Annotated in this window: 15 protein-coding genes; 8 read left to right on the top strand and 7 right to left on the bottom strand. The window is 71.8% G+C overall.

Annotated elements, in window-relative coordinates; all coding sequences use genetic code 11:
- Positions 1-27: 27 nt before the first annotated feature.
- The 5 genes from npdG to ABT112_RS30455 all read right to left on the bottom strand — a co-directional run bounded on the left by npdG (position 28) and on the right by ABT112_RS30455 (position 5,195).
- A complete protein-coding gene (gene npdG / locus ABT112_RS30475) occupies positions 28-732 on the bottom strand; it encodes an NADPH-dependent F420 reductase (RefSeq protein ID WP_351515016.1) in 705 nt (234 codons plus the stop codon).
- A gap of 197 nt (positions 733-929) precedes the next feature.
- Entirely contained in the window at positions 930-1,859 is a 930-nt protein-coding gene (locus ABT112_RS30470; RefSeq protein ID WP_502975492.1) for a carbohydrate ABC transporter permease, read from the bottom strand.
- Positions 1,856-2,770 carry a carbohydrate ABC transporter permease gene (locus ABT112_RS30465; RefSeq protein ID WP_351515015.1) on the bottom strand — a complete coding sequence of 305 codons (915 nt, stop codon included), beginning with the start codon at positions 2,768-2,770 and terminating at the stop codon, positions 1,856-1,858. Before ABT112_RS30465 ends, ABT112_RS30470 begins: the two co-directional genes overlap by 4 nt.
- Positions 2,767-4,095, bottom strand: coding sequence for an ABC transporter substrate-binding protein (locus tag ABT112_RS30460; RefSeq protein WP_351515014.1), 1,329 nt, complete (start codon positions 4,093-4,095; stop codon positions 2,767-2,769). Before ABT112_RS30460 ends, ABT112_RS30465 begins: the two co-directional genes overlap by 4 nt.
- Entirely contained in the window at positions 4,092-5,195 is a 1,104-nt protein-coding gene (locus ABT112_RS30455) for a sialidase family protein (RefSeq protein WP_351515013.1), read from the bottom strand. The genes ABT112_RS30460 and ABT112_RS30455 overlap by 4 nt, the downstream gene beginning before the upstream one ends.
- Before the next feature lie 391 nt (positions 5,196-5,586).
- On the opposite strand from ABT112_RS30455, the gene ABT112_RS30450 reads away from it, so the two are divergent.
- Entirely contained in the window at positions 5,587-6,219 is a 633-nt protein-coding gene (locus ABT112_RS30450) for a hypothetical protein (RefSeq protein WP_351515012.1), read from the top strand.
- 120 nt (positions 6,220-6,339) lie between these two features.
- Positions 6,340-7,569: an MFS transporter gene (locus ABT112_RS30445; protein ID WP_502975493.1), complete on the top strand. Its 1,230-nt coding sequence runs from the start codon at positions 6,340-6,342 to the stop codon at positions 7,567-7,569.
- A 253-nt stretch (positions 7,570-7,822) separates the two neighbouring features.
- Here ABT112_RS30445 and ABT112_RS30440 read toward each other — a convergent pair whose 3' ends face one another.
- Positions 7,823-8,050, bottom strand: coding sequence for a hypothetical protein (locus tag ABT112_RS30440; protein ID WP_351515010.1), 228 nt, complete (start codon positions 8,048-8,050; stop codon positions 7,823-7,825).
- Positions 8,051-8,108: 58 nt separating this feature from the next.
- Between ABT112_RS30440 and map the strand changes: the two genes are divergently transcribed.
- From map to ABT112_RS30420, 4 genes are all read left to right on the top strand, one after another.
- The gene (map, locus tag ABT112_RS30435; RefSeq protein ID WP_351515009.1) at positions 8,109-8,966 is read left to right on the top strand and encodes a type I methionyl aminopeptidase; all 858 of its coding nucleotides are present in this window, start codon (positions 8,109-8,111) and stop codon (positions 8,964-8,966) included.
- Positions 8,967-9,110: 144 nt separating this feature from the next.
- The gene (locus ABT112_RS30430) at positions 9,111-9,794 is read left to right on the top strand and encodes a biliverdin-producing heme oxygenase (protein WP_351515008.1); all 684 of its coding nucleotides are present in this window, start codon (positions 9,111-9,113) and stop codon (positions 9,792-9,794) included.
- A gap of 259 nt (positions 9,795-10,053) precedes the next feature.
- Entirely contained in the window at positions 10,054-10,473 is a 420-nt protein-coding gene (locus ABT112_RS30425) for a hypothetical protein (RefSeq protein ID WP_351515007.1), read from the top strand.
- 845 nt (positions 10,474-11,318) lie between these two features.
- Positions 11,319-12,779, top strand: coding sequence for a sugar transferase (locus tag ABT112_RS30420; protein ID WP_351515006.1), 1,461 nt, complete (start codon positions 11,319-11,321; stop codon positions 12,777-12,779).
- Positions 12,780-12,832: 53 nt separating this feature from the next.
- Here the strand turns inward: ABT112_RS30420 and ABT112_RS30415 are convergent, their stop codons facing one another.
- A complete protein-coding gene (locus ABT112_RS30415; RefSeq protein WP_351515005.1) occupies positions 12,833-13,870 on the bottom strand; it encodes a GDP-L-fucose synthase family protein in 1,038 nt (345 codons plus the stop codon).
- 126 nt (positions 13,871-13,996) lie between these two features.
- Between ABT112_RS30415 and gmd the strand changes: the two genes are divergently transcribed.
- Both gmd and ABT112_RS30405 read left to right on the top strand, forming a co-directional pair.
- The gene (gmd, locus tag ABT112_RS30410) at positions 13,997-15,010 is read left to right on the top strand and encodes a GDP-mannose 4,6-dehydratase (protein ID WP_351515004.1); all 1,014 of its coding nucleotides are present in this window, start codon (positions 13,997-13,999) and stop codon (positions 15,008-15,010) included.
- Between the two features lie 283 nt (positions 15,011-15,293).
- A complete protein-coding gene (locus ABT112_RS30405; RefSeq protein WP_351515003.1) occupies positions 15,294-17,492 on the top strand; it encodes a LamG-like jellyroll fold domain-containing protein in 2,199 nt (732 codons plus the stop codon).
- Positions 17,493-17,560: the final 68 nt, after the last annotated feature.

Genomic DNA, 17,560 nt, shown 5'->3' with positions numbered 1-17,560 from the left:
GGTGCAGCACTACACGTCGGTGCAGCTCTACACGTCGGTGACGCGCAGCCCCGCGTGGGCCTTGTAGCGGCGGTTCACCGAGATCAGGTTGGCGACCAGCGACTCGACCTGGTGGGCGTTGCGCAGCCGGCCCGCGAAGACCCCCCGCATCCCGGCGATCCGGCCCGCCAGCGCCTGGACGATGTCGGTGTCCGCGCGGACCTCGCCGAGCACCATCACATCGGTGTCGATCTCGTCGATCTCCGGGTCCTGGAGCAGCACCGCGGACAGGTGGTGGAAGGCGGCGGTGACCCGGGACTCGGGGAGCAGCGCGGCGGCCTGCTCGGCGGCGCTGCCCTCCTCGGGCTTCAGCGCGTAGGCGCCCTTCTTGTCGAAGCCGAGCGGGTTGACGCAGTCGACGACGAGCTTGCCCGCGAGCTCCTCGCGCAGCGACTCCAGCGTCTTGGCGTGGCCGTCCCAGGGCACCGCGACGATCACGATGTCGCTGCGGCGCGCGCACTCGGCGTTGTCGGCGCCCTCGATGCCGAGGCCGAGCTCCGTCGCGGCGGTCTGCGCCCGCTCGGCTGCCCGCGAGCCGATGATCACCTTCTGGCCGGCCCGGGCGAGCCGGTAGGCGAGACCGCGTCCCTGGTCGCCGGTGCCGCCGAGCACACCGACCACGAGGCCCGACACGTCCGGGAGGTCCCAGGGGTCCTTCGCGGGGGCTTTCTTCGCAGCGTCTGGAGTAGTCATACCGCGATCCTGCCAGCTCAGACGGGGGGTCTCCACGCGGCTCCGGGCCTCAATGTGCGCCGGGCACGGTGCGATACGTCACTCCGCGCCCGCGCCCGTCCCACCGCGGCGTCACCGCTTCACCGAGCCCGCGCCCCGTCCCACCGCCGCACCCCGCCGCGTCACCGCGTCACCGCCCCCGGCCCCTCCCCCGGTCCTCACTTCACCCCGCCGTCGGTGAGACCGGTGCGCCAGTAGCGCTGGAGCACCCCCATCAGCACCATCAGCGGGAGCACGGAGAGGAAGGCGCCGCCGACCGTGTACTGGTAGAGCTCCGGCTGCCGGTCGGCGTAGCCCTGCCAGCCGGTGAGGCCGAGCTGCACCGGGTAGAGGGCGGAGTCCGAGAGCATCACCAGCGGCAGGAAGAAGTTCGTCCAGACATGCACGAACTGGAAGAGGAAGACGGTGACGAGCGCGGGCGTCATCAGCCGCAGCGCGAGCCGGGTGAAGATCCGCAGCTCGCCCGCCCCGTCGATCCGGGCGGCCTCCAGCAGCGCGTCCGGGACGGCCGCGGCGGCGTAGATCCGGCAGAGGTACACCCCGAAGGGGCTGACGGTGCTCGGGATCAGCACCGCCGCATAGGTGTTGGCCAGGCCCAGCTCGCTGAAGAGCAGATACAGCGGCAGGGCGAGGGCGGTGCCGGGGATGAGCACCCCGGCGAGGACGACGTTGAAGACGGCCTCCCGCCCGGGGAAGGGGAACTTCGCCAGGGCGTAGCCCGCCGCGGCGGAGAACGCGGTCGCGGCGACGGCTCCGGCACCCGCGTACAGCAGGCTGTTGCCGAACCAGCGGACGTAGATGCCGTGGTCGTGGCTGAGCACCGCGCCGAGCCGGCGCAGCGGGTGCGGGTGGGCGAACCAGAAGCCGAAGCTGCCGAAGAGGTCCTCGCTGCTCTTGGTCGAGGACACCACGAGCCAGTACACGGGGAGCAGGAAGTAGACGGCGGCGACGGCGAGCAGCGCGGCGGTGATCACGCGGTACCGCAGGGGCGGTACGGAGGGCCCGCGCGGCCGGCCCGCCGGGGTCGCGCCGGTGGCACCGGCCGGCCGGGTGGGGTCGGGGGCCCGGTCCTCGGAGAGCAGGGTCACCGTCCGTCCCTCCCCCGCCGTCCGACGAACCGCAGGAAGCCGAAGGACAGGACGCAGGCGACCAGCGCGAGCAGCACGGCCTCGGCCGCCGCGGCGTGCTGGTTGTTGCTGGTGAACGCCTCGTTGTAGGCATGCAGGTTGGGGGTGTAGCCGGAGTCGATGGTGTGGGTGAGCGGGCGCAGCACCATGGGTTCCGCGAAGAGCTGGAGCGTGCCGATGATGCTGAAGACGGCGGTGAGGACCAGCGCGGGCCGGATCAGGGGCAGTTTGACGTGCCGGACGACCTGCCAGGCGGTGGCGCCGTCGATCCGCGCCGCCTCGTACAGCTCGGTCGGCACGGCCTTCAGCTGGGCGATCAGGACGAGCATGTTGTAGCCGGTGAACTGCCAGGTGACGATGTTGGCGATGGACCACAGGACGGTGCCGGAGGACAGGAAGTCCAGGTCCCAGCCGACGCCCCGGGCCAGTTCGACGAACGGGCTGATGCCGGGCACGTAGAGGAAGCCCCAGAGGATCGAGGCGATCACCCCGGGCACGCCGTAGGGCAGGAAGATCGCGGTGCGGAAGAAGCCGACCCAGCGGGCGGAGGCGGCCTCCAGCAGCAGGGCGAGCGCGGTGGCGAGCCCGATCATCAGCGGGATCTGCACGGCGCCGAAGAGCAGCACCCGGCCGAATCCGGCCAGGAATCCGTCGTTCCGCAGGGCCTGGAGGTAGTTGTCGAGTCCGGCGAAGACCTCCTGCGGGCCGCCGCCGAGGCCGAGCGGTCCGGACCGTTCGGTCCGCAGCAGGCTCTCGTACAGCGCGTAGCCGATGGGGGCGAGGAAGCAGAGCAGGAAGAGGGCGAGGAAGGGCAGCAGGAAGCCGGCCGCGGCACGGGCGTTGCGTGCCTCGCCGCGGGTGAGGGCCCTCACCCGTTCTCCACCTTCAGGCCCTTGTCCTTCAGGTCGGCGAGGGTCTGCCGCTGGACCGTGGTGAGCACGGACCGGAACGAGCCGCGGTCGTCCAGCGCCGCGGTGAAGGCGTCGCCGAGCCGCTGGTAGAGGGTGTCGACGGCCGGGCCCCACTGCCAGCTGGTGTCCACGGCCCGGCCCGCGGCGGCGAACACCTCGCTGTAGTTCTGTCCGCCGAAGAAAGCACGCTGGCCCTCCAGATCGGCGCCGGTCCAGCCGCGGGTGGCGCTGGGCCAGCCGTACCCGCCGGCGATCAGGAGCTTCATGGACGCGGGGTCGGTGTTGAGCCAGACCGCGAAGTCCATGGCGTCCTGCGGGTACGCGGTGGCCTTGAAGACGGAGGTGGTGGAGCCTCCCCAGTTCGCGGAGGCGTGCCCGCCCTTCTTCCACTGCGGCAGCGGCGCGACCCGCCACTTCCCGGCGGTGTCCGGCGCGTTGCCCACCAGCAGCGCGTCGCCCCAGCTGGCGCCGAGCCAGGAGGCCATGGCGCCGGTCTGGATGTCCTTGTACCAGGCGTTCTGCCGGTCCGGGATGGTCCTGACCAGCTTCTGCCGGACCAGCGACTCCCAGTAGTCGGCGACGCGCCGGGTCGGCTCGTCGTCGATGTGCACCGCCCAGGTGTCGTCCCGGGTGCGGAACCAGCGGGCGCCGGCCTGCCAGGCGTACCCGGCGAAGCGGTTGCCGTTGGTCGGGGCGAACGTCTCGATCCACGCGCCCTTCTTCCGGACGGCCTTGGCCGCCCGCTCGTAGTCGTCCCAGGTCTCCGGGGTCTCGACGTCCCACCGGTCGAAGAGGTCGCGGCGGAGGTAGAGCCCCATCGGCCCGGACGCCTGCGGGATGGCGAACACCCCGCCGCCGAACACGCTCTGCTGCCACTGCCAGCCCTCGAACCGGCGGCGGACGCGGGCGGCGCCGTACGGGCCGAGGTCCAGCAGCGCGTCGTCGAGCAGGAAGCTGGGCACCACCGGGTACTCGATCTGGGCGAGGTCGGGCGGGTTGCCCGCCTTCACGGCGGCGTGCATCTTCGCGTACTGGGCGCCGTTGACGGCCGAGACCTTCTCCAGCGCGATGCGCACCTCGGGGTGGGTGCGGTTCCACAGGGCGACGGGCTTCTCGATGCCGGGCACCCAGGACCAGAAGGTCAGCGTGATCTTCTCGCCCTTGCGGCGGGCGGCGGGCTTCTCCCCGCCGCCGTCGGATCCGCCGCAGCCGGCGAGGGCGATGCCCGCCGCGGTCGCGGCGGCGCCGCCGAGGACCGCGCGGCGGTCCGGGCCATTCGAGCTCATGACAGCTCCTCCACGGGGATGCGGCGGAAGGTGATGGTGGTGTAGGCGCTGAAGTCGCCCGTCTCGTAGAGCAGTCCGACGCATCCGTCGTCGCAGCGGACGAGGTCGGAGTAGGCGGCGGGGAGTCCGTCCACGGTGTGCACGGGCCGCCAGGTCAGGCCGCGGTCGCGGCTGGCCCGCAGGGTCATCAGGGCGCGGAAGCCCGGGTCGGCGGGCCCGGAGTAGAGCAGGACGTCCGGCTCGCCGAGGTGCAGCACGCTGCCCTGGACCACGGGGCCGGTGAGTCCGGCCTGCGGGCGCAGCGGCTTCTCCAGGCTCGCGCCGCCGTCCCGGGAGTACCCGTCGGCCCGGGTGCCGGGGGCCGGGGAGTCGTTGCGGCTGTTGATGTAGAGCCGTCCGTCGGGGAGTTCGGCGGCGGTCGTCTCGTTGGCGTTGATGCAGCCGTTGGGGTTGCTGTCGGTCCAGCCGATCCGCCAGCTCTCCCCGCCGTCGTCGCTGAGCAGCCCGTGGCTGCCGTCGTACCTGCCCTCGGCGCCGGTGTCGGAACCGGTGGGCGCGGCCGAGTGGTTGGCGGGCACGACGACGCGTCCGGCGTGGGCGCCTCTGTGTAACCGGACGGCGTGGCCGGGGGCCGTGGCGTACCAGCGCCAGCCGGCCTTCTTGACGGACTTCGTGATCTCCCGGGCGGTGCTCCAGGTCTCGCCGTGGTCGTCGCTGTGCTGCACCCAGACGCGGCGGCCTTCTGCCGCGGGGACCTCGCCCCGCCGGATCCGCTGCTCGGTGGCGTCGGCGGCGTTGCGCACGTGGACGAGGAGGACCCGCCCGTCGTCGAGGACCACGGGGGCCGGGTTGCCGGCCGTGCCGTCACCGTTCTCCGCGACCACCCGCAGCGGCCCCCAGCCGCGGCCGCCGTCGGTGGAGCGCCGGAGGACGACATCGATGTCACCGACGTCGTCGCGGGAGTCGATACGCCCTTCCGCGAAGGCCAGCAGGGCCCCGTCGGCCGCGCGGACGACGGCCGGGATCCGGAAACTCGCGTACCCCTCGGTCCCGGCCCGGAAGGGGACGGACACCTCGTAGGCGGCCCCGCCGACTGCCATCCGTCCTCCTGATGCTCCGTTGCATCCGAGTACCCGGCATCCGAGTGCCAACGACCGGACGTAGGACGTCCTCTGTCCTGCGGTGACCATAGGGAGGGCCCAAGGGGCCGTCAAGGCACGCGACATGGTCCGTCATCCGAACGGCCAGCACTGCTCCGGCCCGTGGAACGGCGGGTGAACACCGGCCGACGAACTCCCCTGGCGGCTGTATGGCGATAGGGAGATCACCCCTGGATCCGGGTCCCGCCGGGACCCGTGGGGCGTGGGCCCGGGGCGCGCGCGCCGCGGGCCGGCCGGTCCCGCCCCCGGCCCGGCACCTCCGGCCACCCGTTCGGGTGAATGGCCGACGACCCGGCACAGATCCGGTACCCGTACGGCAGGATCCGCGGCCATGGATGCCGTACGAGTCGCACTGCTGCGCGAAGTTCTCGCCGGAACCGAGTGGCTGGCGGCCACCCGGCAGTTCGCCGGAGCCCTGCGGACCTCCGTGGCGCCGCACGGCGGCGGACTGCTGCTGGTGGGCAGCGAGAGCTACGAGCCGTGGCACCTCGCCGCGCACCTCGACGACGAGGCGGCCTGGTCCGGGCTCCCGGAGCTCTCCCCTACGCTCGTGCGCCACCGGGTGCGCCCCGGGGAGCCGCCGCACCTGGCCGTCGGGCTGGGCCGGATCGAGGCGGCGCGGCGCGGGGAGACCCTGCTCGTCGCGGCGCCGGACACCCCGGGTGAGGGGCTGCTGGAGCGGGTGCACGACGCACGGCGGGGCGGGGCGACGGTGCTGACGCTGGGCGGCGGGGGCCGGGAGCTGCACGCCCTGGCGCACGAGGCCCTGGAGGTGCCCGAGGCGGACGGGACCACGGGCGGCACCGGGGACGACGGGGAGATCGGCTTCGACACCGTGCAGCACCTCGTCAGCGCGGCGGCCGGGGAGAACAGCCTGCCCTCGCCGCGCGGCCGGCGCCCCTTCCGGGACCGCCTCTCCCGGATCGCCGAGCAACTGCTGACACCGCCGCCGGCCCGCTGGTGAAGCCCTCGGCCCGCTGGTAAATCGGTTGTCCGAGCTCGGTCAACCGGCCGATGATGATCGGTTGTGGCTGCTCTCCTCCCCGACCTGGCGCCCTGGCGCTCGTCCCGTGACTTCCGACTGATGTGGTGTGCCGGACTGGTGACGGTCTTCGGCAGTTCGCTGACCACGGTCGCTCTACCGCTTCAGATCAAGGAGCTCACCGGCTCGACCCTCGCGGTCGGCGCGATCGGGGTGGTGCAGCTCGTCCCCCTGATCGTCTTCGGGCTGTACGGCGGCGCGCTGGCCGACGCCCTCGACCGGCGCCGGGTGATCCTGTGGACCGAGGTCGCGCTCGGCCTGCTCTCCCTGCTCCTGCTGGCCAACACGGTGCTGCCGGACCCCGCGGTCTGGCCCCTGTACGCGGTGGCCGGGCTGACCAGTGCGCTGACGGGGCTGCAGCGTCCGGCGCTGGAGGCACTGGCGGCGCGCGTCGTCCCGCACGACCAGATCCCGGCCGCGGCGGCGCTCACCGCGCTGCGCTGGCAGCTGGGCGCCGTCGCGGGCCCGGCGCTGGCGGGCGTCGTCATCACCGTCGCCGGACTGGAGTGGGCCTACCTGCTCGACGCCGTGTCGTTCGCGGTCTCGATCGCCCTCAGCTTCGGGCTCGCGCCCGCGCCCGCGGCCCACGACGCGGACCGGGTGTCGCTGCGCGGCATCGCACGGGGCGCCCAGTACGCCTGGAGCCGCAAGGACCTGCTCGGCACCTATGTGGTCGACATCGCGGCGACGTTCTTCGCCTTCTCGATGGCGGTCTACCCGTTCCTGGCGGACGCGCTGGACGTCCCCTGGGCGCTCGGTCTGATGTACGCGGCGCTGCCCGCCGGCTCCCTGCTGGTCAGCCTGACCAGCGGCTGGACCTCACGGGTCCACCGGCACGGCCGGGCCGTGGTGCTCGCGGCCATCGGCTGCGGCCTGGCGATGGCCCTGGCGGGCCTGACCGACAGCATCTGGCTGGTCCTGCTCGGCCTCATGGCCGCCGGTGCCTGCGACGCGGTGAGCGGGATCTTCCGCCGGGCGATCTGGAACCAGACCGTCCCGCCGGAGCTGCGCGGGCGGCTCGCCGGGATCGAGCTGGTGACGTACGCGGGCGGACCGCACCTCGGGCAGCTGCGGGCGGGCGGCATGGCCGCCGTGACCGGGGTGCAGGCCGCGGTCTGGGGAGGCGGCCTGCTGTGCGTCGCGACGGTCGGACTGCTGGCCCTCGCCCTGCCACGGCTGATGACCTACGACGTCCGGACGGACGAGCACGCGGTACGGGTGCGGGAGCAGCGGCGGCTGGAGCAGGAGGAGCAGGAGCAGAAGGCGGCCTGAGGGCGGCGTGCCCCGGTTCCCCGGCCGGAACCAGAGGCCGGGAAACCCGGCCGGACGGGCGAGTGAGCGGCCGACCGGGGCGACGGGAAGCGGTTGAGCGGCCTCCCGGGGCGCCGGCGGCACCGGGCACCCGTCGACCGGCGCCGCCGCGGACCCGGCGCACCCGACCAGCCGCCGGCCCGGAGCACGGGGCCGACCGCCGGCCCGGAGATCAAGAGGGCCCGGGGGCCCGCGGGGCCGGCCGCCCCGGGAATCAGCCCTCCGCGTCCGGGCTCGGCTTGTCGTGCCAGCGGGGGTCGTTCTCCCACTCCCGGTTCCGTTCCGCCGCCGTCTCCATGGCGCGCTCCGCGTCGCTCCTGGTGGGGTAGGGCCCGAGCCGGTCCTCGGCGGGGCACTCCGGCCCCTCCTCGACCTTCTTGTGCTGGAGGCAGTAGAACCACTCGCCGGGCTTGCCGGCCCTCTTCTTCTTGAACAGCGCCATGGGGGGCTCCTCTCTCTCGCGCCATGTTTCCCGATGCGGCCTCGATACACTCGCTGGCATGTCCAGCCAGTCACTTCTCGCCCCGGGGACCCTGTCCCCCGTCCGCTCCGTCCCCGCCTCGATCCCGCGCCCCGAGTACGTCGGGAAGGACGCCCCGACCCCGTACACCGGGCCCGAGGTGCAGGACGCCGACACCATCGAGCGCATGCGCATCGCCGGGCGGATCGCCGCACAGGCGATGGAGGCGGCGGCCGAGCTCATCGCGCCGGGCGTCACCACCGACGAACTGGACCGGGTCGCCCACGAGTTCATGTGCGACCACGGGGCGTACCCCTCGACGCTGGGCTACCGCCGCTTCCCGAAGTCGCTGTGCTCCTCGGTCAACGAGGTCATCTGCCACGGCATCCCGGATTCCACCGTGCTGCGCGACGGCGACATCGTGAACCTGGACGTCACCGCCTACATCAACGGGGTGCACGGCGACAACAACGCCACGTACCTGTGCGGGGACGTCGACGAGGAGTCGCGGCTGCTGGTGGAGCGGACCCGGGAGTCCCTGAACCGCGCGATCAAGGCCGTCAAGCCGGGTCGCCAGATCAACATCATCGGCCGGGTCATCGAGTCCTACGCGAAGCGGTTCGGCTACGGCGTGGTCCGGGACTTCACCGGGCACGGCATCAATTCCTCCTTCCACTCCGGGCTGATCATTCCGCACTACGACAGCCCGCACGCGACCACCGTGATCCAGCCCGGGATGACCTTCACCATCGAGCCCATGCTGACCCTGGGCACCCACGAGTACGACATGTGGGAGGACGGCTGGACGGTCGTGACGAAGGACCGCAGGCGAACGGCGCAGTTCGAGCACACCCTCGTGGTGACGGACACGGGTGCGGAGATCCTGACCCTGCCGTAGAGTTTTGCCGACGGCATGTCGGGAAGGCATTGACTTAGGTAACCCTAAGTCGGAAGAATCATAGACGGTCGGCCGCGCGGGCGCAGACAGCGCCCGCGGTGGCGTTCTTCCCCTCTCCCGTCCCCTCGGCCCCGGAGGCCCGCCTTGGACGCACCCGGCGCGACACCGTTCTCCACGCTCATCCGCACCGCCTCGCACGAGCAGCACACCGAGGCGGAGAACTCGACGTTCATGAGCGACATGCTCGGCGGGAAGCTCGGCGTGGCGGCCTACACCCGCTACACCGAGCAGCTCTGGTTCGTGTACCGCGCCCTGGAGGACGCGGTGGAACGGCTCGCGGACGACCCCACGGCCGGCCCGTTCGTCCGCCGGCACGAGCTGCTGCGGGGCTCGGCCCTGGAGCGCGACCTCACCCATCTGCACGGCGGTCCGGGGTGGCGCGCGACCACGCGGCCACTCCCCGCCACCGCGGCGTACGCGGCCCGGATCACCGAGGTCGCACGGAGCTGGCCGGCGGGCTACGTGGCCCACCACTACACCCGCTACCTGGGCGACCTCTCCGGCGGCCAGATCATCCGCTCCACCGCGGAGAAGACCTGGGGCTTCGCCCGCAAGGGCGACGGTGTCCGCTTCTACGTCTTCACCGGCATCGACAACCCGGCCGCCTTCAAGCGGGAGTACCGCACCCTGCTGGACGCCCTCCCGGTCGACGACCTGGAGAAGCAGCGGGTGGTGGAGGAGTGCAAGCGCGCCTTCGCCCTGAACACGGCGGTCTTCCGCGACCTGGGGGCCACCTGCGGGCGGGACCGGGGGCCGCTCAGCGCCTAGCTCCTTTCCGGTGGGCTTCGACCGTGACCGAGTTCGATCCACACGTGGCCCGCAACTGTCCTGGAACAAGTCAAGTCGTTCTGGGCGCTGCGCGCGTCGGCCAACGAATACAAGAGTTCCGGACGGAATGAAGCCGTCCCGGTCCCAACACCCCAAGCGCGATGTACACCTTGATCACGATCAGTGGCAGATCAGGGGGGAAGACCTCGCGTTCGTCAACGCGCCGCCACCGGAGGGACTAGTGCCCAAACGCCCTTTCATGCCGATCACCGCTGCCTTACTTGTCCCGGCGCTGCTGACCGGATGCGAGAACGGTGACAGTCCAGCCAGGTCCGAGCGGAAGACCGTTGACGCGTACATCTCCGCCCTCAACTCTCGTGATGCGCCCGCTCTGTTGAAACTGGATGGCGCGGAAGGCCGTGAGGCCACCGAGCAGGTTCAGGAGATCATTACGCAAAAGGGAGGCAAGGGCCTCAGGGTCCAGAACGTTCGCATCGTTCACGACTTCGGCCCGGACGTCGCCTCGGCCCGCATCATCGCCAAGGACAGCAAAGGCAACGAATACCGAGAGAGGCTGACGCTCACACGCGACGACGAGGGCGCATCGTGGCACGTCACGCTGGTGGAAGCCCCGCAACACAGCACCGGGAAGCCGACATCGGGCACGTCACGCCCGTAGGGGCACCTCAGGACTGAACACGGAGCAGGACACAGGACCCGAGGGCAGGCTGCCCGGCGTCAAGACCGGGCAGCCTGCGGTTCCCCGAGCCGTGAGGGCGGGTGACAGCCGAACCTGCTGCCGGGGTGGCCGACCTGACCATGGTCCCCACACTGGAAGGGCCACTGGGCCGCCAGCGATCCGGAATGCGTTCTCCCGCCGGTCAAGACCGAGGGCATCAGAGGCAGCATCGGACGTCAGGGGGAAGCGGAGGACGGGAATCGCTCCGGCGGGCCCTCACCCCTCGCGGCACACCGTGGAGCACGGCATTGGTCGCGAGCTCGGAGACGCAGAGCTTTAGCTGCCGGGAGCCCCGGGGGGCGCACACCGCCGCTCCCTCCCGCGCCGGCCCGATCCGTGGGGTATGAATCCAGCCCTTTCCGCGGGGTCCGGGGGCCGTGGCGGCGTCCGGATCTCTTCGTACTGATCCGCGATCGCCATGACCATTCCGCACGGCCGCCGGGGCCTGTCCGGGCGGGCCCGAGGCGGCCGGGGTGGCGGGGCGCGGCCTGGGGTGGGCGCCGCCGGGGCACGTGGTGACCTGCGCCGCGCCCGCCGGGTGAGCCGTTTTCCGGCGAACACTCGTGCCCCGGACGGCGTCCGCGTTCGATCGTCAACCACGGCAAACGAGCCGTGGCGGGAAAAGTGAACCTCAGGGGTATCGAACAGCAAAAATTCGCAAACCTCGGCGGACGCACACCTGTTTGACATACCGTCTCAGCACCTTGCGCGCCGCCCACTTGGGGAAGTGGCTGGTGCGCCTTTTCGGTCGTGAGGTACCAGGGGGGTCCATGCGGCGCGGTGGTATGTCCTATTCCGGATCGGTCAGGCCGGTATCAGAGCGCAAGAGTCTGTCGGGCGGAAGCAGTGAGAAGTCGCCCTGGTATCTGCCCGTGGCGCTGGCCACGGACACGCTGGGCATCGTCGTGCCCGTGTGCACGGTGTTCGCCGTCACGCGCCAGCCCCATCCGGTGCTGGCCGCCCTCGGCGCGGCGGCCGTCTGGCTGGGCGTGCGGGCGACTCACCGCCGCTACGCCGTCCAGGCGCTGGGCGAGTCCCGCGGCGTTCTGCCCGTCCTCCACGACTGGTTGACGCTGCTGGGGCTGCTCGCGGTTGCGCGGATCGCCGCCGGGGAGAGTTCCGAACCGGCGGTGGCGCTGCTGGCGCTGTCCGCCGCCCCGCTGGTCACCGTCGTCTGCCGGAAGGCCACCCACCGGCATCTCACCGCGCTCCGGCGCGAGGCGCAGTCGGTGCACCGGGTGCTGGTCATAGGGGAACCGAGCGCGGCGGACGACGTGGTCGAGCATCTGGCCGGGCGCACCGACCACGCCTATGTGGTGACCGGGGTGATCCCGGTCGGGTCGGGCCAGCTGACCTCCGGCGTCCCGGCGCTGACCCGGCTGGGCAGCGCACAGCCGGCCACGCCCGACGAGGACTGGGTCCCGGTGCTGGACGTCGCCGAGCAACTCGGCGCCGAGCTGGTGCTGGTGGCGCCCGGCCCCCGGCTCAGCGGTGAGCGGCTGCGCCGGCTCTCCTGGGCGCTGCACGACGTGGGGCTCCCGCTCGCGGTGTCGCCCGGCCTCACCGAGGTCGCCCTGCGGCGGCTGCGGTCGGTGACCGTCGCCGGGCTGTCGCTGCTGCACATCGCCCCGCCCACCCGCCGGGGCGCGCATGTGGTGCTCAAATCGGCGCTGGACCGCGCGGGGGCGGCTCTCGGACTGTTACTGCTGGCACCGGTGTACGGGCTGCTGGCGCTGGCGGTCCGGCTGGACTCGCCCGGTCCCGTGCTCCACAAGCAGACACGGATCGGGCAGGACGGCACGCCGTTCACCATGTGGAAGTTCCGCACCATGGTGGTGGACGCGGAAGCGCGGCGGGCGGAGCTGGCGGCCGCCAACGAGCAGGACGGGCCGCTGTTCAAGATGCGGCGCGACCCGCGGGTGACCCGTACCGGGCGCTGGCTGCGGCGCAGCTCGCTGGACGAGCTGCCGCAGCTGGTCAATGTGGTGCGGGGTGAGATGTCGCTGGTCGGGCCGCGTCCCCCGCTGCCGGACGAGGTGGCCCAGTACGACGACGTCGAGCTGCGGCGGCTGACGGTGAAACCGGGGCTGACGGGGCTGTGGCAGATCAGCGGGCGCTCCGACCTCTCCTGGGACGAGACCGTGGCGCTGGATCTGCGGTACGCGGACAACTGGTCCATCGGCGGCGATCTGGATGTCATCGCCCGTACGTTCCGCGCCGTCGTCGACGGCCGCGGAGCGTACTGACGGGCGGCGCGATGCTGTCGCCGTGCCCCGCCGCCCGTCGGCGGCGGGGCCGCTCAGACCGCGCCGCCGGCGCACCAGTCGGCGTGGACCGCCGCGATCCCGTCCCGCAGGGGGATCCTCGGCTTCCAGCCGAGGGCGGCGATGCGGGAGATGTCCAGCAGCTTGCGCGGGGCGCCGTCGGGCTTGGAGGTGTCGAAGGCGATCCGGCCCTCGTAACCGGTCACCTCCCGTACAGTCTCGGCGAGTTCGCGGATGGTGAGGTCCTCGCCGCAGCCGACGTTGACCGGTTCGTCGCCGTCGTAGCCGCGGAGGAGTACCGCGCAGGCCGAGGCGAGATCGTCGACGTGCAGGAACTCGCGGCGCGGGGTGCCGCTGCCCCAGAGGACGACCTCCTCGCGCCCGTCGCGCTTCGCCTCGTGGAAGCGGCGGATGAGCGCGGGCAGGACGTGCGAGGTCTCCAGGTCGAAGTTGTCGCCGGGGCCGTAGAGGTTGGTGGGCATCGCGGAGATGTAGGAGGCGCCGTACTGGCGCCGGTAGGACTGCACCTGCACGATTCCGGCGATCTTGGCGAGGGCGTACGGCTCGTTCGTGGGCTCCAGCGGGCCGGTGAGCAGCGCCTCCTCGCGGATGGGCTGGGGCGCGAGCTTCGGGTAGATGCAGGAGGAGCCGAGGAAGAGCAGCCGGCGGGTGCCGGCGGCGTGCGCTCCGGCGATCACGCTCAGCTGGATGCGCAGATTGTCCTCGAGGAACGGCACCGGATAGGTGCTGTTGGCCATGATGCCGCCGACCTTGGCGGCGGCCAGCACGACGGCGTCCGGCCGGACGTCGCGGAGGAAGGTTTCGGTCGCCGCGGCGTCGCGGAGATCGAGGGCGTCGCGGCCACGGGTGATCACCTCGTGGCCGTCGGCGGTGAGACGGCGGGAGACCGCGGACCCGACCAGGCCGCGGTGGCCCGCCACGAATATCCGGGCCCCGTCCGGCAGCAGCGGCTCGCCGGCCGTCGCGGCGGAGGAGGGCACCGGCTCGGCCGGGGACTGCGGTCCACCGGCCCGGGCACCGGGGTCGGTGCCCCGGGAAGTCGCAGCTGTCATGGCACCGGATTGTGCCAGCGCGGATCACCCGCCAGGGAGTGAATCCCTGCATCTGATGGAAACAGCAAGATTTCGCACTATTTCGACCCGGGCCTGTCACGGCCCGGTTCTCAGGGGGGACCTCGCATGGGCAAGAGCGCACTCATCACCGGAGTGACCGGACAGGACGGCTCCTATCTCGCCGAGCTGCTGCTGTCGAAGGGTTACACGGTCCACGGCCTGGTACGCCGTTCGTCGTCGTTCAACACCGAACGGCTGGACCACATCTACCAGGGCCCGCAGGAGCCCGACCGCCGGCTGGTGCTGCACCACGCCGACCTCTCCGACGGGGTGGCGCTGGTGAATCTGCTGCGCGATCTGCAGCCGGACGAGGTGTACAACCTCGGCGCCCAGTCGCACGTCCGCGTCTCCTTCGACGCGCCGCTCTACACCGGCGACGTGACCGGCATGGGCTCGATGCGGCTGCTGGAGGCGATCCGGGCCAGCGGCGTCGACACCCGGATCTACCAGGCGTCGTCGTCGGAGATGTTCGGCGCGACACCGCCGCCGCAGAACGAGCGGACACCGTTCCACCCGCGCAGCCCGTACGGCTGCGCCAAGGTCTTCGGTTATTGGGCGACGGTCAACTACCGGGAGGCGTACGACCTGTTCGCCGTCAACGGCATCCTGTTCAACCACGAGTCCCCGCGCCGCGGCGAGACCTTCGTGACCCGCAAGATCACCCGGGCGGTGGCCCGGATCAAGGCGGGCCTCCAGGACCGGCTCTACATGGGCAACCTGGACGCCGTGCGGGACTGGGGCTACGCCCCCGAGTACGTCGAGGCGATGTGGCGGATGCTCCAGCAGGACCGGCCGGACGACTACGTGGTGGCGACCGGCGAGGCGGGGACGGTACGCCAGTTCCTGGAGGTGGCGTTCTCGGCCGTCGGCCTGGACTGGGCCGAATACGTACGGTTCGACCCGAAGTACGAGCGTCCCAGCGAGGTGGACGCCCTGATCGGCGACGCCTCCAAGGCCGAGGAGCTGCTCGGCTGGAAGCCTCGGGTGCTCTGGCCGGAGCTGGCCCGCATCATGGTGGAGGCCGATGTGTCGGCACTCGATGCCGAATTGGCGGGTACAGCGGTTCGTATCGATAGATGACTCACCAACTCGCAAAGTACGGACATCATTTTGGCCATTTCGGTTACGGCGGCGTGAGCGGCGCCCTAACCTGCCGTGCACAGGGTGGCCAGGGGGGCCGCGCACGCGCGAGCGAGCCGAAGGGCGCGCCGGTGCCGCACACGACGGGACCGGGCACGGCGAACGGATGAGCCGAGCGCCGTTTCGGAGAGTGCCGGCACCGGGGCAGGGCGCCCGTCGGCGAGCGAGTGGACAACACAGCCCAGGGGGGCACATGCGCACAGTGGGGGTTTATGGGGCTGCCATGGCCGTGGCAGTCACATCATTGGTCGGAGCGGGAGCGGTGACGGCGCCGTCGGCGGCCGCGCTGACCCCGCCCGTCGGGATCACGGCCGACGATCTGCCGACCTGGCAGACGAACGGCATCGTCTGGTCGATGGCCCAGGCGGACGGGGTGGTCTTCGCGGGCGGCACGTTCTCGACGATCCGGCCGCCGGAGGAGGGCTCGGACGGCGGTGAGCAGCCGGCCGTCAACTTCGCGGCGTTCAACGCGGCGACGGGCGCGCCGACGTCCTGCAAGCTGTCGTTCACCATCGGCTCGGGCACGGCCACCGTACGGGCGCTGGCGGTCTCCCCGGACCGCAAGACCCTGTACGCGGGCGGGCAGTTCGGCGCGGTGAACGGGGTCGGGGTGAGCAATGTCGCGGCGATCGACATCGCGACCTGCACGCCGAAGGCGTCGTTCAAGGTGGCGTCCAGCGCGACCGTGCGCGCCCTGGCCGTCACGGACGACACCGTCTACCTCGGCGGCGACTTCACCTCGCTGGAGGGACAGTCACGGCGCTACTTCGGCGCGGTGACCACGGGGGGTGACATCAAGCCGTGGACGGCCGACGCCGACGAGCCGGGCCGCGCCCTGGAGGTCACTCCCGACGGGAGGAACGTGGTCCTCGGCGGCGACTTCATGACGGTGCGCGGGGCCGACTCGCACGCCCTCGCCGTGGTCGACGCGGGCACCGGCGCGCTCACCAAGACCTACGCCCGGGGCTTCATCCCGACCACCTCGACGGTCAAGGACCTCACCTCGGACGCCACCGGCATCTACACCGGCAACGAGGGCACCGGCGGCGGGGTCTTCGACGGCCGGATCGCGCTGAACGCGAGCGACTTCAACCAACGCTGGCGGGACACCTGCCTGGGCGCCACCCAGGCGGTGACGATCCACCAGTCGGTGCTCTACTCGGGCTCGCACGCGCACGACTGCAGCAGCATGGGCGAGTTCCCCAACCAGCGCCGCAAGCACCTGCTCGCGCAGTCGGTCGACGACCCGACGCTGCTCGGCTGGTTCCCGGACACCAATGACGGCCTGGGCGAGCAGATCGGCCCGCGGGTGATGGACACCGCATCGGCGGGCGGGACCGACTACCTGTGGGTGGGCGGCGAGTTCACCACCGTCAACGGCGGCCGTCAGCAGGGCCTGACCCGCTTCGCGAGCGGCCCGGACACCTCGGCGCCGTCGGTTCCGCTGGTGAACGCCTCCAGCGTGAAGCCGAGCGAGGTGAACGTCCGCTGGCAGTCCAGTCTCGACCTGGACGACAGCAAGCTGACCTACCGGGTCTACCGGAACGGCGGTACGACGCCCGTCCACACCGTCAGCGGCTCCTCGCTGCCGTGGGTCCGTCCGCAGCTCTCCTTCACCGACACCGATGTGACGCCGGGCTCGACGTACACCTACCGGATCACGGCGAGCGACGGCACCAACACCAGTGCCCGGTCCGCCACCCAGACGGTGACGGTGCCGGCCGCGGCGGACTCCTACGCGGAGCGGGTGAAGGCCGACGGCGCGAATCTGTACTGGCGCTTCGACGAGGCGTCGGGGCAGTTCGCGGCGGACGCCTCGGGCAGCGACAACAGCGGTGTCCACCGCAACGGCCCGGCGTACCGGGTGACCCCGGCGGCCGTCCCCGGCGGCAGCACGGCCGTGGGCTACAACGGCTCCGACGAGTACACCTACAGCGACCGCAAGCACGGCAGGCCGTCGTCGTACACCCTGGAGACCTGGTTCCGGACGACGACGACCTCCGGCGGCAAGCTCATCGGCTTCGGCGACCGCACCCAGGAGCCGAGCGCCAGCCACGACAAGCAGCTGTACATGACCAATGACGGCCGGGTGGTCTTCGGTGTGCACAGCGGCTTCGCCCGCACCATCAGCAGCGGGTTCGGCCTGAACGACGGCAGGTGGCACCACGTCGTCGCCACCCAGGGGTCGAGCGGGATGCGGCTGTACGTCGACGGCTCGCTGCGGGCCAGCAATCTGCTGGTGACCTCCAGCTCGGACTACGACGGCTACTGGCACGTCGGCGGGGACACCATCAACTCCTCGTGGCCCGGCAGCCCGTCCAGCGACTACTTCAACGGGCAGATCGACGAGACCGCGGTCTACCCGAGTGTGCTGTCCGGCTCGCAGGTCTCCGGTCACTACAACCTCCGGACCCGCGGGTGATCCGCGGCCGCCGGTCCGTCGCCGCCGCCGCGCTCCCGCTGGTCTGCCTGGCCGGCGGGCCGGCCAGG

The sequence above is a fragment of the Streptomyces sp. NPDC002055 genome (assembly GCF_040296705.1).
GTDB lineage: Bacteria > Actinomycetota > Actinomycetes > Streptomycetales > Streptomycetaceae > Streptomyces.
This window is presented reverse-complemented; position numbering and strand designations above follow the sequence as displayed.

Bases quoted from the DNA above. Each gene is read 5' to 3' on its own strand.
- npdG (WP_351515016.1), bottom strand. From the start codon at position 732: ATGACTACTCCAGACGCTGCGAAGAAAGCCCCCGCGAAGGACCCCTGG.
- ABT112_RS30460 (WP_351515014.1), bottom strand. From the start codon at position 4,095: ATGAGCTCGAATGGCCCGGACCGCCGCGCGGTCCTCGGCGGCGCCGCC.
- ABT112_RS30455 (WP_351515013.1), bottom strand. From the start codon at position 5,195: ATGGCAGTCGGCGGGGCCGCCTACGAGGTGTCCGTCCCCTTCCGGGCC.
- ABT112_RS30450 (WP_351515012.1), top strand. From the start codon at position 5,587: ATGGATGCCGTACGAGTCGCACTGCTGCGCGAAGTTCTCGCCGGAACC.
- ABT112_RS30445 (WP_502975493.1), top strand. From the start codon at position 6,340: ATGTGGTGTGCCGGACTGGTGACGGTCTTCGGCAGTTCGCTGACCACG.
- ABT112_RS30440 (WP_351515010.1), bottom strand. From the start codon at position 8,050: ATGGCGCTGTTCAAGAAGAAGAGGGCCGGCAAGCCCGGCGAGTGGTTC.
- map (WP_351515009.1), top strand. From the start codon at position 8,109: ATGTCCAGCCAGTCACTTCTCGCCCCGGGGACCCTGTCCCCCGTCCGC.
- ABT112_RS30425 (WP_351515007.1), top strand. From the start codon at position 10,054: ATGCCGATCACCGCTGCCTTACTTGTCCCGGCGCTGCTGACCGGATGC.
- ABT112_RS30420 (WP_351515006.1), top strand. From the start codon at position 11,319: ATGTCCTATTCCGGATCGGTCAGGCCGGTATCAGAGCGCAAGAGTCTG.
- ABT112_RS30415 (WP_351515005.1), bottom strand. From the start codon at position 13,870: ATGACAGCTGCGACTTCCCGGGGCACCGACCCCGGTGCCCGGGCCGGT.
- gmd (WP_351515004.1), top strand. From the start codon at position 13,997: ATGGGCAAGAGCGCACTCATCACCGGAGTGACCGGACAGGACGGCTCC.
- ABT112_RS30405 (WP_351515003.1), top strand. From the start codon at position 15,294: ATGGCCGTGGCAGTCACATCATTGGTCGGAGCGGGAGCGGTGACGGCG.